The organism is Streptomyces avidinii (genome assembly GCF_014650695.1).
GTDB classification, from domain to species: domain Bacteria; phylum Actinomycetota; class Actinomycetes; order Streptomycetales; family Streptomycetaceae; genus Streptomyces; species Streptomyces avidinii.
In genome coordinates this window covers 163,971-177,356 of record NZ_BMVL01000008.1, presented here as the reverse complement: position 1 = coordinate 177,356, position 13,386 = coordinate 163,971, and the positions used below count along the sequence as shown (strand labels likewise).

Annotated in this window: 10 protein-coding genes and 1 tRNA gene; 8 read left to right on the top strand and 3 right to left on the bottom strand. The window is 70.7% G+C overall.

Annotated elements, in window-relative coordinates:
* Positions 1-314: 314 nt before the first annotated feature.
* Positions 315-1,775, bottom strand: coding sequence for a potassium/proton antiporter (locus IE257_RS22345; protein WP_372453086.1), 1,461 nt, complete (start codon positions 1,773-1,775; stop codon positions 315-317).
* 279 nt (positions 1,776-2,054) lie between these two features.
* On the opposite strand from IE257_RS22345, the gene IE257_RS22340 reads away from it, so the two are divergent.
* Positions 2,055-4,925, top strand: a complete 2,871-nt coding sequence (locus tag IE257_RS22340) for a penicillin acylase family protein (RefSeq protein WP_189971289.1) — start codon at positions 2,055-2,057, stop codon at positions 4,923-4,925.
* On the opposite strand, the gene IE257_RS22335 is transcribed toward IE257_RS22340, so the two are convergent.
* Positions 4,922-5,539, bottom strand: a complete 618-nt coding sequence (locus tag IE257_RS22335; RefSeq protein ID WP_229920579.1) for a 5-formyltetrahydrofolate cyclo-ligase — start codon at positions 5,537-5,539, stop codon at positions 4,922-4,924. The genes IE257_RS22340 and IE257_RS22335 overlap by 4 nt on opposite strands.
* 94 nt (positions 5,540-5,633) lie before the next feature.
* Between IE257_RS22335 and galU the strand changes: the two genes are divergently transcribed.
* From galU to IE257_RS22300, 7 genes are all read left to right on the top strand, one after another.
* The gene (galU, locus tag IE257_RS22330; protein WP_189971286.1) at positions 5,634-6,536 is read left to right on the top strand and encodes a UTP--glucose-1-phosphate uridylyltransferase GalU; all 903 of its coding nucleotides are present in this window, start codon (positions 5,634-5,636) and stop codon (positions 6,534-6,536) included.
* A 4-nt stretch (positions 6,537-6,540) separates the two neighbouring features.
* Positions 6,541-7,884 (top strand): molybdotransferase-like divisome protein Glp, encoded by a 1,344-nt coding sequence (gene glp, locus IE257_RS22325; protein WP_189971284.1) that lies wholly within the window; start codon positions 6,541-6,543, stop codon positions 7,882-7,884.
* A 73-nt stretch (positions 7,885-7,957) separates the two neighbouring features.
* Entirely contained in the window at positions 7,958-8,437 is a 480-nt protein-coding gene (moaC, locus tag IE257_RS22320; RefSeq protein WP_030012065.1) for a cyclic pyranopterin monophosphate synthase MoaC, read from the top strand.
* An 83-nt stretch (positions 8,438-8,520) separates the two neighbouring features.
* Positions 8,521-9,033: a MogA/MoaB family molybdenum cofactor biosynthesis protein gene (locus IE257_RS22315; protein ID WP_189971574.1), complete on the top strand. Its 513-nt coding sequence runs from the start codon at positions 8,521-8,523 to the stop codon at positions 9,031-9,033.
* Positions 9,034-9,050: 17 nt separating this feature from the next.
* Entirely contained in the window at positions 9,051-9,671 is a 621-nt protein-coding gene (locus IE257_RS22310; protein WP_189971282.1) for a GNAT family N-acetyltransferase, read from the top strand.
* 179 nt (positions 9,672-9,850) lie between these two features.
* Positions 9,851-10,882 (top strand): divisome protein SepX/GlpR, encoded by a 1,032-nt coding sequence (gene sepX, locus IE257_RS22305; RefSeq protein ID WP_189971280.1) that lies wholly within the window; start codon positions 9,851-9,853, stop codon positions 10,880-10,882.
* Between the two features lie 78 nt (positions 10,883-10,960).
* A tRNA-Ala gene (locus IE257_RS22300) sits at positions 10,961-11,034 on the top strand.
* Positions 11,035-11,269: 235 nt separating this feature from the next.
* Here the strand turns inward: IE257_RS22300 and IE257_RS22295 are convergent.
* Positions 11,270-12,700 carry a hypothetical protein gene (locus IE257_RS22295; RefSeq protein ID WP_229920577.1) on the bottom strand — a complete coding sequence of 477 codons (1,431 nt, stop codon included), beginning with the start codon at positions 12,698-12,700 and terminating at the stop codon, positions 11,270-11,272.
* Between the last annotated feature and the right edge of the window lie 686 nt (positions 12,701-13,386).

The window sequence follows — 13,386 nt, the reverse complement described above, 5'->3', positions numbered from 1 at the left end:
ACGGTGCTTCGCCTTGTGAGCGGTCGCACCCGTACATGTGGGAGCCCCGAGAGCTGTCCTCTTGCGCAGAACCGAGTGATACCTGGGCGCCCCACTGCGGGTGGTGCCACGGCCGCTTTGCGGTCGCGCCAGCTCTGCGTCAGGCAGAGTTGGTTCGATCTGGTGTGCCTTCATCGTACAGGGAAACCCACTACCACGCCCTGTGAATTCGGTGACAAGGGGTGTCTTCACCTGGGATTAACGGCAGCTTCGCATGTAAAGAGCCCGGAAAAGCAGACAAAAGCGGGCATATCTGGCCGAATTAGAACGACGCTCTAATGCGGGACGGGCCCGCCCGTGCCCAGCCACCCCGCGAGCTTGCCGCCCCGGGCCACCGCCCGCAGCCGCGTCTCCGCCGCGTCCCGGACCGGATCCGTGGCCACCACCAGCAGCTCGTCCCCGCGCCGCAGCACGGTCGACGGCGCCGGTACGAAGCTCTTCGCGTCCCGGACCACGAGCGTGACCGAGGCACCCGGCGGCAGTCGCAGCTCGCTCACCTCCACCCCGTGCATCCGCGAGGCCGGCGGGATGGAGAAGGAGAGCAGGTGTCCGCGCAGCTTCTCCAGCGGCGCCGACTCGATCCCGAGGTCGGACGCGCCCTCGTCCCCGTTGCCGAGGTTCAGCTTGCGCGCGAGCCAGGGCAGGGTCGGGCCCTGCACCAGGGTGTAGACGACGACCAGCACGAAGACGATGTTGAAGACGCGGTCGCTGCCCTGGATCCCCGAGACCATCGGGATCGTCGCCAGGATGATGGGTACAGCGCCGCGCAGGCCCGCCCACGACATCAATACCTGTTCCTGCCAGGAGATCCGGAAGGGCAGCAGGCTGATGAAGACCTCCAGGGGCCGCGCCACCATCGTGAGCACCAGCCCGATGACCACCGCGGGCCAGAAGTCGCGGACCAGCTCGTGCGGGGTGACCAGCAGGCCCAGCAGTACGAACATGCCGATCTGGGCGATCCAGCCGAGCCCGTCGGCGAACCCCCGGGTGGCCGGCCAGTGCGGGAGCTTCGCGTTCCCGAGCACCATCGCCGCCAGGTACACCGCGAGGAAGCCGGAGCCGTGCGCGATCGCGCCGGCCGCGTACGCCACGATGGCGATGGCCATCACGGCGATCGGGTAGAGGCCGGAGGCGGGCAGGGCCACGTGCCGCAGGCCGTAGGCGCCCAGGAAGCCCACGGTCAGGCCGATCGCGATGCCGATCGCCAGTTCGAGGGCGATCTTGCCGATCAGGACGTACCACTCGTCCACCGGGCCGACGGTCGAGAAGGCCACGACCAGGATGACGACGGGTGCGTCGTTGAAGCCGGACTCGGCCTCCAGGACACCGGTGATCCGGGTGGGCAGCGGGACCTTGCGGAGCACCGAGAAGACGGCCGCGGCGTCGGTCGAGGAGACGACCGCACCGATCAGCAGGGCCTGCCGCCATTCCAGCCCGACGAGGTAGTGCGCCCCCGCCGCCGTCACGCCCACGCTGATCGCAACGCCCACCAGGGAAAGCACGACTGCGGCCGGCAGGGCCGGCTTGATCTCTTTCCACTTCGTGCCCAGACCGCCCTCGGCGAGGATCACGACCAGCGCGGCGTAGCCAATGACCTGGGTCAGCTCGGCATTGTCGAATACGACGTTGCCGATGCCGTCCTGTCCTATCGCGACGCCTATGCCGAGGTAGATGAGCAGGCTGGGGAGGCCGCTGCGCGAAGAGATGCGTACCGCCGCGACCGCGACGAGCAGCACGAGCGAGCAGACCAGCAGCAGCTCATTGAGCGTGTGGACAGTCAGCGGGCGGCCCTCCTCAATGCGCCCGGTGGACCCATCCTCCCGGGCGACAAGTTCGGCAAGTAGTTCGTTACCTTACCTAATCTTTGACGCGCCCTTTACGCGATAACCACATTGTGAAACGCCTGTTCGCCCCTGTCCTCGTCAGCTCCACCCCTGGCGGATCAACGAAGTCGGTCCTGCGCCTATGGTTGCTCCCAGCACTCCCAGGACCACCCTGCCCCTCTAAGGACAGCGATGCCCGCCAACGAAACCGCTCCTCCCGTCAAGAAGAAGGGACGACGCGCCCGTCTGATCGTGCTCGTCCTGGTCCTGGCTCTCGTCGCGGGCCTCGGCTACGGGGCGTACTGGAGCGTGGACGGCGTGCGCGCCTCCTTCCCCCAGACGACCGGCTCCCTCAAGGTGCCGGGCCTGACCGGGACCGTCGAGGTCAAGCGCGACGCCCGAGGCATTCCCCAGCTCTACGCGGACAGTGACGACGACCTCTTCCGTGCGCAGGGCTTCGTGCACGCGCAGGACCGCTTCTGGGAGATGGACGTACGACGTCACATGACGTCCGGGCGGCTCTCCGAGATGTTCGGCTCCGGCCAGGTCGAGACGGACGCCTTCCTGCGCACGCTGGGCTGGCGCCAGGTCGCCCAGGCCGAGTACGACACCAAGCTGTCGACCGAGACCAAGAAGTATCTGCAGGCCTACGCCGACGGGGTCAACGCGTACCTGAAGGGGAAGTCCGGCAAGGACCTCTCCGTCGAGCACGCTGCCCTGAAGCTCAGCGACGACTACCGGCCCGAGCAGTGGTCGCCGGTGGACTCGGTGGCCTGGCTCAAGGCGATGGCGTGGGACCTGCGCGGCAACATGCAGGACGAGATCGACCGCGCCCTGATGGCGACCAAGCTCTCGCAGGCGCAGATCGACGAGCTCTACCCGCCGTACCCCTTCGACCGGAACAAGCCGATCGTCGAGGGCGGCAAGGTCGACGGCGGCAAGTACACCCCGCAGGGCGGCGCCGCGGGCAGCGGCTCGGGCACCGGGACCGGCAGCGGCTCGGGCACCGGGACCGGATCCGGCAGCGGCAACGCCGTCGGGACCCAGACCGTGACCCCCACCGGCAACGGCACCGGCCTCGCCGACAACGCCACCGCCCAGGGCGCGACCGTGGGCCTGCGCACCCAGCTGACCGCACTGGCCGACACCCTGGACAAGGTCCCGGCGACCCTCGGCCCCAACGGCAGCGGCATCGGCTCGAACTCCTGGGTCGTCTCCGGCAAGTACACGACCACCGGCAAGCCGCTGCTCGCGAACGACCCGCACCTGTCCCCGCAGCTGCCCTCGGTCTGGTACCAGATGGGCCTGCACTGCCGCACGGTCTCGGCCCAGTGCCAGTACGACGTGGCCGGCTACACCTTCTCCGGCATGCCCGGCGTGGTCATCGGCCACAACGCCGACATCGCCTGGGGCATGACCAACCTCGGCGCCGACGTCACCGACCTCTACCTGGAGCAGGTCAAGCCCGAGGGCTACGTCTACGACAACCGGGTGCTGCCCTTCACCACCCGTGAAGAGGTCATCAAGGTCGCGGGCGGCGCCAGCAAGAAGATCACCGTCCGCACCACCAACAACGGCCCGCTCGTCTCCGACCGCAGCGAGGAGCTCGCCACGGTCGGCACCCGCGCCCCCGTCGCCAGTGCCGCCCCCGACCGCGGTGACGGGTACGCCGTCGCCCTGCGCTGGACGGCGCTGGACCCGGGCAGGACGATGGACGCGGTCTTCAAGCTCAACCGGGCCAAGGACTTCGCGGCCTTCCGGGCGGCCGCCGCCGAGTTCGACGTGCCGTCCCAGAACCTGATCTACGCCGACAACAAGGGCGCCGCGGGCAACATCGGCTACCAGGCTCCGGGTCGCATCCCGGTGCGCGGCCAGGGCGACGGCCGGATGCCCACCCCGGGCTGGGACTCCAAGTACGCCTGGAAGGGCGGCAAGGACGGCAAGGACGGCTACATCCCGCAGAACGAGATGCCCTGGGACTACAACCCGTCCCGCGGCTACATCGTCACCGCCAACCAGGCCGTCGTGGAGACCGGGACCGGCGCGGGCAAGTACCCGTACCTGCTGACCACCGACTGGGGCTACGGCGCCCGCAGCCAGCGGATCAACGACCTCATCGAGGCGAAGATCAAGGACGGCGGCCGGATCTCGACCGACGACATGCGCACCATGCAGATGGACAACAGCAGCGAGATCGCCGCGCTGCTGACCCCGATGCTCTCGAAGATCGAGATCTCGGACCCGGGCGTGCGCGCCGCGCAGAAGCTGCTGGACGGCTGGAACTACACCCAGGAGTCCGACTCGGCCGCCGCGGCCTACTTCAACGCGGTCTGGCGCAACATCCTGAAGCTGTCCTTCGGCGACAAGATGCCCAAGGAGCTGCGGCTCGAGGGCAGCTGCATGAACGTCCTCGGCAACGGCACCGGCCCGGCCGACGACCTCGCCAAGACGGTCCGCGAGTGCGGTACCCGCGACGCGGACTCGGCGCAGCCCGACGGCGGCGACCGCTGGTTCGAGGTGGTCCGCCGCCTGGTCAAGGACGAGAAGTCGCCGTGGTGGAGCGCACCCGCCAAGGGCCTGAACAAGCCGGCCACCACCACCCGCGACGAGCTGTTCGCGCGGGCCATGGCGGACGCCCGCTGGGAGCTGACCGCCAAGCTCGGCAAGGACCAGTCCACCTGGAGCTGGGGCCGCCTGCACCAGCTGACGCTGAAGAACCAGACCATCGGCACCGAGGGCCCCGGCTTCATGCAGTGGCTCCTCAACCGCGGCCCGTGGAACCTGGGCGGCGGCGAGGCCACGGTCAACGCGACCGGCTGGAACGCCTCCAGCGGGTACGGGGTCACGTGGGTGCCCTCGATGCGGATGGTCGTGAACCTCAACGAGCTCGACAAGTCGCGCTGGATCAACCTGACGGGCGCCTCGGGGCACGCGTACAACGCGCACTACACGGACCAGACGACGATGTGGGCCAAGGGCGAGCTGCTGGAGTGGCCCTTCGGCAAGGACGCCGTCGAGAAGGCCACGGTCGACACCCTGACCCTCACGCCCGGGGGTTCCTAGGTCCGGCTGAAGCGGCGCACCCCTGACGGGGTCGCCACCGCCTGCACGGGGTGGTCGTGCGGTTCCTCCGGGACCCGCGCGACCACCTCGTCGTCGTAGAGGAGCACGACGAGCGCGGGATGCGCCCCGGCGCGCTCCAGCCGCTCCAGCACCCGGTCGTAACTGCCCCCGCCGCGGCCCAGCCGCATGCCGCGGCCGTCCACCGCGAGTCCGGGCAGCAGTACGGCGTCGGCCCCGGTGACCGCGTCCGGTCCGAGCGCGGGGCCGGTCGGCTCCAGCAGCCGCATCTTCCCCGGGTGGGCGGCCTCGGCGAGGTTGTCGGGGCCTTCGTACGCCGCCCAGTCGAGGTCGTTGTCGGGCAGCAGCAGCGGGAGCAGTACCCGCTTGCCGGCCGCGCGCAGGGCGTCGAGGAGCTCGCGGGTGCCGGGCTCGGTGCCGATCGAGACGTACGCCGCCACCGCGCGGGCATCGGCCAGTTCGGGCAGTTCGAAGGCCCGGACGGCGAGTGCGGTGGCCGCCGTACGACAGTTCTCGGGGGACAGGGCGCGGCGTGCGGCGAGCAGTTCTCGGCGCAGCCCGGCCTTGGCGGAGACGGTGTGCGGGTTCTCGGCCACGAGGAAATCAAATATCCTTCCGAATGGGTCCATATCAGCATCTACCTGCCGCGATCTCGTCTGGCGTTCGACAGAAGCCACTATCGTTCGGGGCATGACTATGTTGCACCCCGTGATCAAGAAGGCCGTGATTCCGGCCGCTGGCCTCGGTACTCGCTTCCTCCCGGCGACCAAGGCGACCCCGAAGGAAATGCTCCCGGTTGTGGACAAGCCGGCCATCCAGTACGTGGTGGAGGAGGCCGTCGGCGCCGGGCTCGACGACGTGCTCATGATCACTGGGCGTAACAAGCGTGCGCTGGAAGACCACTTCGACCGGAATTACGAGCTGGAGTCGGCCCTCATCGCCAAGGGCGACGACGACCGCCTGAAGAAGGTCCAGGAATCCAGCGACCTGGCCACCATGCACTACGTCCGCCAGGGCGACCCGCGGGGTCTTGGCCACGCGGTGCTGTGCGCCGAGCCGCACGTCGGCCGCGAGCCCTTCGCCGTTCTGCTCGGCGACGACCTCATCGACCCGCGTGACCCGCTGCTGCGTCAGATGGCCGACATCTACGCCCGCACCGGCGGCACCGTCATCGCACTCATGGAGGTCGACCCGGCCAACGTCCACCTCTACGGCTGCGCCGCCGTCGAGGCCACGGACGAGGACGACGTGGTCCGCATCACCGGCCTCGTCGAGAAGCCGGACCCCCAGGACGCCCCCAGCAATTACGCAGTTATCGGCCGCTACGTCCTCAACCCCGCGATCTTCGACATACTGCGGGAGACCGAGCCGGGCCGCGGTGGGGAGATCCAGCTCACCGACGCCCTGCAGAAGCTGGCCGCCGACGAGACCGTCGGTGGTCCGGTGCACGGCGTGGTCTTCCGGGGCCGTCGCTACGACACCGGGGACCGCGGCGACTACCTGCGGGCCATCGTCCGCCTCGCGTGCGAGCGCGACGACCTGGGCCCCGAGTTCCGCACCTGGCTTCACCGTTACGTCACGGAGGAGATGTAGCACCTTGAGCAGTTCCGCACCGCAGGACACCGGCCACCGTCTGTGGTCCGTGGACGAGCACCTCGCGGACGTCCTCTCGGCCGTCCGGCCGTTGGAGCCCATCGAGCTCCAACTGCTGGACGCCCAGGGCTGTGTCCTGGTCGAGGACGTGACCGTGCCCGTCGCCCTCCCGCCCTTCGACAACAGCTCCATGGACGGCTATGCCGTCCGCACGGCCGATGTCCAGGGTGCGAGCGAGGAGTTCCCCGCGGTGCTGACGGTCGTCGGGGACGTCGCGGCGGGCAGCGGTGAGCTGCCCACCGTGGGCCCCGGCGAGGCTGCCCGGATCATGACCGGCGCCCCGCTGCCGCCCGGCGCGGAAGCCGTCGTACCGGTCGAGTGGACCGACGGCGGTACGGGCGGCGGCGCGGCCGCCGGGATGGTCCCGGCCAGCGCCGCCCCCGAGCACGCGAGCGGCGAGGTACGGGTGCACCGCGCCGCCGAGGCGCGCGAGCACGTCCGGGCGCGCGGCAGCGACGTACAGGCCGGCGACCTGGCCCTCGCGGCCGGTACGGTCCTCGGGCCGCCGCAGATCGCCCTGCTGGCCGCCATCGGGCGCGGCACCGTACGGGTACGGCCGCGCCCCCGCGTGGTGGTCCTGTCCACCGGCAGCGAGCTGGTCCAGCCCGGCGAGGCGCTCACCGCGGGCACCATCTACGACTCCAACAGCTTCGCGCTGGCCGCGGCCGCGCGGGACGCCGGAGCCATCGCCTACCGGGTCGGCGCCGTCGCGGACGACGCCGACACCCTGCGCTCCACCATCGAGGACCAGCTGATCCGGGCCGACCTGCTGGTCACCACGGGCGGCGTGAGCGTCGGCGCGTACGACGTGGTCAAGGAGGCGCTGTCCTCCGTCGGGCAGTCCGACGAGGGTGAGGACATCGACGGCGGCGGGATCGACTTCCGCAAGCTCGCCATGCAGCCCGGCAAGCCGCAGGGCTTCGGCTCGATCGGCCCGGACCACACCCCGCTGCTGGCGCTGCCCGGCAACCCGGTGTCCTCGTACGTCTCCTTCGAGCTGTTCGTGCGCCCCGCGATCCGCGCCCTCATGGGGCTGCCGGAGTCCGAGGTGCGGCGGCCGAGCGTGCGGGCGGTGCTGTCGGCCGACAAGGCGCTGGGCTCCCCGGCTGGCCGCCGCCAGTTCCTGCGCGGCAAGTACGACGCGCAGAGCGGGACGGTCAGCCCGGTCGGCGGATCGGGCTCCCACCTGATCGCCGCGCTGGCGCACGCCGACTCCCTGATGGTCGTACCGGAGGACGTCACCTCGGTGGAGCCCGGGAGCGAGCTGGAAGTGATCCTGCTCGGCTGAAGCACTGCCGGTGCGGGTAGCGTGTGTCGCACCACACAGGCTCCTCGGGAGCCCAGAGCGGAGCGGCGCAGCAATGAGTACCGAGAGCAGGCTCACCCACATCGACGAGGCCGGCGCGGCCCGGATGGTCGACGTGTCCGGGAAGGACGTCACCACCCGGACGGCGCGGGCCAGCGGACGCGTACTCGTCGCCCCGCGGGTGATCGAGCTGCTGCGCGGCGAGGGTGTGCCCAAGGGCGACGCCCTCGCCACCGCGCGGATCGCCGGGATCATGGGCGCGAAGAAGACGCCCGACCTGATCCCGCTGTGCCACCCGCTGGCGGTCTCCGGCGTCAAGGTCGACCTGCGGGTCGCCGACGACGCGGTCGAGATCCTCGCCACCGTGAAGACCACCGACCGCACGGGCGTCGAGATGGAGGCGCTGACCGCCGTCGCGGTCGCCGGCCTCACCGTGATCGACATGGTGAAGGCGGTCGACAAGGGCGCCGTCATCACGGACGTCCGGGTGGAGGAGAAGACCGGCGGCAAGTCCGGCGACTGGGCGCGCTCGTGAACGCCCCGCGCGGCGGTGAAGTGCACAGCCACAGCCACAGCCACAGCCATGCCGCTCCCGGCGAGGCTGCGGCGGCGGCGCCGGTGCAGCCGCTCGGCCGGGCCCTGGTCGTGACGGCCTCCAACCGGGCCTCGCAGGGCGTGTACGCGGACAAGGGCGGCCCCCTGCTCGCGGAGGCGCTGGAGCAGCTCGGTTTCACGGTGGACGGCCCGCGGGTCGTCCCGGACGGCGATCCCGTGGAGCAGGCGCTGCGCGAGGGCGTGGCCGCCGGGTACGACGTCATCCTGACCACCGGCGGGACCGGAATCTCGCCGACCGACCGCACCCCGGACGCCACCGCGCGCGTGCTGGACTACGAGATCCCGGGCATCCCGCAGGCCATCCGCGCCGAAGGCCTGGCGAAGGTGCCGACCGCGGCCCTGTCCCGGGGCCTCGCGGGCGTGGCCGGGCGCACCATCGTCGTCAACCTCCCCGGCTCGACGGGCGGGGTGCGCGACGGGCTCGCCGTCCTGTCCCGCGTCCTGCCGCACGCGGTCGACCAGCTGCGGGGCGGCGACCACCCCAGACCGGCGGCGCCCTCCGGGAGCACGAGCTGAACGGCCCGACCTGGCCGGTGGTGCTGGCGGACGGCGATGTCACGCTCCGGCCGATAAAGCTGCGGGACCAGAAGGCCTGGCGCGAGGTCAACCGGCGCAATCGCGACTGGCTCCGGCCGTGGGAGGCCACGATTCCGCCGCCCGCGCCGTGGGGGCCGGTGATCCAGCGGCCCACGTACCGCCAGATGGTCCGCCATCTGCGGGCGGAGGCGAACGCGGGCCGGATGCTGCCCTTCGTCATCGAGTACCAGGGCCGCCTGGTGGGCCAGCTGACGGTCGCCGGGATCACCTGGGGCTCGATGTGCGCGGGCCACATCGGCTACTGGGTGGACCGCGAGGTGGCGGGCCGCGGCGTGATGCCGACGGCGGTCGCGCTGGCGGTGGACCACTGCTTCGGGAAGGTCGGCCTGCACCGGATCGAGGTGTGCATCCGCCCCGAGAACACGCCGAGCCGGCGCGTCGTGGAGAAGCTGGGCCTGCGCGAGGAGGGTCTGCGCCCGCGGTACCTGCACATCGACGGCGCCTGGCGTGACCACCTCGTCTACGCGGTCACGGTGGAGGAGGTCCCGGAGGGGCTGCTGCGCCGCTGGCACCGGGTGCGGCACTCGCAGTCCCCGCCGCAGTCTCCGCCGAAATAGCGGGGCCGTGTCGAGACGCGATAAGCGAATATCTGTTCGAATTAATGGCCTCGGGTAACCGATTCGCCCATAACCTGATCCGAAGAATCACAAAAAAAGTCCGTGATATCAGCGAGATCGCGCGACACACCGGCCCAATTGGCCGATCCCCTCGGTCGCGCCCCTCTACGGTGTGAGGTGTGAGCAGCAGCGGCCTCATCTACGCAGTCATTGTCGGGGCCTGGGCCGCCTACTTGGTGCCCATGTGGCTCCGGAGGCAGGACGAGCTGAACGAAGCCCGTCCGACGGAACGCTTCTCCACTGCCATTCGGCTGCTTTCCGGCCGGGCGGGAATGGAGCGCCGTTACGCCAAGGGGCTGCGTGAGCGCGGTGACGAGCAGGCGGAGCCCCAGCCCCACGCGGACCCGGACGCCGCGACGGAAAAGGTTGATTCCGTCGACGCCGACGCCCGGGCCTTTGTCGTGCCCCCGACCAGGGCGGAGCCGAGACCGGCCGCCGCCGAACGTGAGCAGCGTGCGGAGCGGGCCCGGCGCGAACAGCGCCTCCAGGTCCTCGCGCGCCGCCGGCGCACGACCGCGCTCCTCTTCCTGGTCTTCACCCTCGGCGCCGTCGTTGCCGCGGTCGGGGGGCTGCGCTTCCTGTGGGCGCCCGCCGTGCCCGCCCTCCTGCTGAGCACGTACATCGTGCACCTGCGGGTACAGGAGCGGCGGCGCTACGAGTTCACGATGGACCGGCGGCGCGCCGAGGCCGCCGCGCGGCAGCTGCGGGAGAACCGCCCGAGCCGCCGCGAGCCCGAGGCGGCGTCCGGCGGCGAACCGGACCCTGCACCACCGGTGTCCCCGCAGGAGGCCGGACGGCGCGCCCTGGTCGAGCAGACCGACCACGCCGAGTGGGTGGACCAGCAGCGCGAGCGCGAACGCGGCCCCGCCCGCGGTGAGAGCTGGGAGCCGGTTCCGGTCCCGCTGCCGACGTACGTGACGGCCCCGGTGGCACCCCGGGCCACGGGCCCCGCGGCCCCGGACGCCTGGAGCGCGACCCGCTCCAGCACGGCCGAGCCGACGGAACCCCGCCTGCGCGCCCAGCCCGGCCCCCCGAAGCCGGACCCGAAGCCCCAGACCACCACGCCGCGCCCCCGCGGACAGGGCAAGGGCCGCACCCCGCTGTTCGACCAGTACGAGGGCGAGGACCGCCCGCGCGCCGCGAACGAGTGATCGGTGACCTGCGCGGACGCTCCGGGATATCGGTTTTGGAGCACCCGCGCGGGGATGCTAATGTTTCACACGTCGCAAGGGCCTGTGGCGCAGTCTGGTAGCGCACCTCGTTCGCATCGAGGGGGTCTGGGGTTCAAATCCCCACAGGTCCACAGACGACTGTTTTTGAGTAGCTCTCAGGAACGTTCACGAGATCCCGTCCGATCGCAAGATCGGGCGGGATCTTCGTCGTTTACGGGGTCGTTCGATGCCTGTTCGGGGTGATGGATGGCGGCGTGCACCGGATCACATCCCCTCCGGCAGGCTTCTGGCTGTTCTGGGGGCATGCGAAGGGGCCCCGGTTGCCCGGGGCCGGTGATCAGGATGTCTGGCTGTGTCGCTGACCGATCAGAGGTTGCCCGGCGGATGTCGGCCAGTGCCCAGCGGAGCCAGGACGTGGCGTGGGTCAAGACCTGGCGGGGCTGGCACGGACTCGAACTCGGTGTCGGAGAGCCGGCTGCCCGTCCGTTCGTAGAGCCAGGTCTCCAAGATGTCGAGGTTGCCGACAGTCACCATGATGGCGACCAGGAGCGTCTGGGCGACCTGCCCTGGAGCCCGGCGATGCAGGGGCTCTCCGATGTTCAGCTCGGCGCCCTTGAGCCGTCCGGTCAGGCCCTCGTTGTGCGAGCGGATCGGCTTGTAGATCCGTTCCCAGGCCAGGCTGAGGTAGTGGCTGTCCTGCCGGAACTTGGCGGTCTTCAGATCTTCGGCGGCGTCTGCGGGCACGCTGATCGCGGATGCGCCGCAGACAGCGGGCAGTTCGTCCTTTCGCGGAGGGTCGATCCACTCGCGGTCAGGGAGTTGGACGGTCGGGCGGGCAGCCGGGTGGCTGGCGCGGGACCGTCGATCCGCGAGCCGGACCACGGTCTGTGGGGGGCCGGAAGTGCTCGGCCCTGCGGGCCGGAGGCGTTCTCGGCGAGGACAGTTCACCGAGGGGGACGGGCCGGCGGCGGGGCACTGCAGGCGTACGGTGCCTCGGGCATCGGCGTTCTGCTTGAGCTTGAGGAAGTAGGGCAGCCTCTCAGCGATCACCGGTTTCAGTTCATCGAGCCGCTGGCGAAAGGTCTTGTCGTCCATGCCGTGGGTGGCCTGGGCCAACACGTTGGGGATCTGCGGGCATGCGAGGGAGCCGTCGATCAGCACGGCTCCCTGCCAGCTGCCCTGGATACCGCGGTCGGCTGCCTTGTAGTCCAGTGCGAGGCGGAAACCGAGCCGGCGTGTGGGGACCTGGAACTTCTCCGGCGAGCACCCGGTGTAGGCGCGGTCGGCTGCGCAGGTTCCAGTGGGCGTCCGGAGCTCAGCGAGCTGTGCCAAGACGGCGACTGCGTTCTCACCTGTACGGACGGTGGGGGTGTCCAAGGTGAGGCCGAGGCAGAGCTGCGGGTAGGACGGTGCCCTGCGTCCCTTGGCCGCCTGCTCGCTCGTGCGGGAATGGGCGGCGACCAGCAGGGTTGCGCTGTAGCCGAAGATCCCTTCGTTGGAACCGCCACGGTAGTGCCAGCCTGCGGTGATCTCGACCGAGGCGGTCCCCGAGCGATCGCTGTCCGGGCGGGCCAGGACCGGGATCGAGGTTGCGTCCACTCCCACATCGCCGCTCCAGTGGCGCAGGTACCCGCGCTGCTGGGCCAGGCGGACGGGCACCAGGACGAGATCGTTCGCCAGCCGTTGAAGCCGGTTCGCGGCCTGCCGGCCAGTGGCTCCATCCCAGACTGCGGAGTGGATGTCCGCCTCCGCCTGGCCCAAGCGCCGACGCCGGTCGCAGCGCGCCGGGTCGAGCACAGTAGTGATCCGGTCCAGCCCTCGGTAGAGACGACGACTGGCAGCTATGCATGCCCGTGCCGTGGACGGAGGCGACTCGGGGATGCCGAGCCAGGCGCGGGCAGCGGGCTGGAGGCGGAAGTGCAAGATTCGCCAGGCGTCGGAGACCGTGGCTCGGCCCGTGTAGTACACGGCGAGCATCAGGCCGGCCAGCACCGTCCTGGGCGGCACCCCTTGTGGCCCGGGACGGCCTCGCAGCATGTCCTCCAGCTGTTGGGGCAGGCCGGAGCGGTCGAGAAGGGTCAGCAGCTGACCGACCTTGGAATCAGGGATCTCGGTGAGCCGTCCAGGACGCAGCCGGGGCCGTGCATGCCGGGCGGCCAGTTGGTCGGCTTCAGGTCGCGCCCTCACGAGCAGCGGCCACGCAGCAAGCGGATCACCTCCTCCCTGGGGAGTGGGGGCACCCAGTGGTGGTAGCCCGCCAAGCCGGCAGGGGAGGCCATGCCCGCGGCGGAAGCGACGGCCTCCGGGTTGATGCCCTCGGAAAGCCGGCCGACGATCCACGTCGACCGCAAGCGCGAGCAGAGAGCGGGGGCAGGCCCGCATGGGGTCGATGGCGTGCGGGCCAGGACGAGACGAGGTTCTTGGCTGCCGCGACCTTCCGCCCCGGCCGGAAGAGGAATCCGGGTCCGGAGGTCTCTGCCAGC

What these genes read in the sequence shown, in the direction of transcription:
- galU (WP_189971286.1), top strand. Translation starts at nt 5,634, where the DNA reads ATGACTATGTTGCACCCCGTGATCAAGAAGGCCGTGATTCCGGCCGCT.
- IE257_RS22340 (WP_189971289.1), top strand. Translation starts at nt 2,055, where the DNA reads ATGCCCGCCAACGAAACCGCTCCTCCCGTCAAGAAGAAGGGACGACGC.
- moaC (WP_030012065.1), top strand. Translation starts at nt 7,958, where the DNA reads ATGAGTACCGAGAGCAGGCTCACCCACATCGACGAGGCCGGCGCGGCC.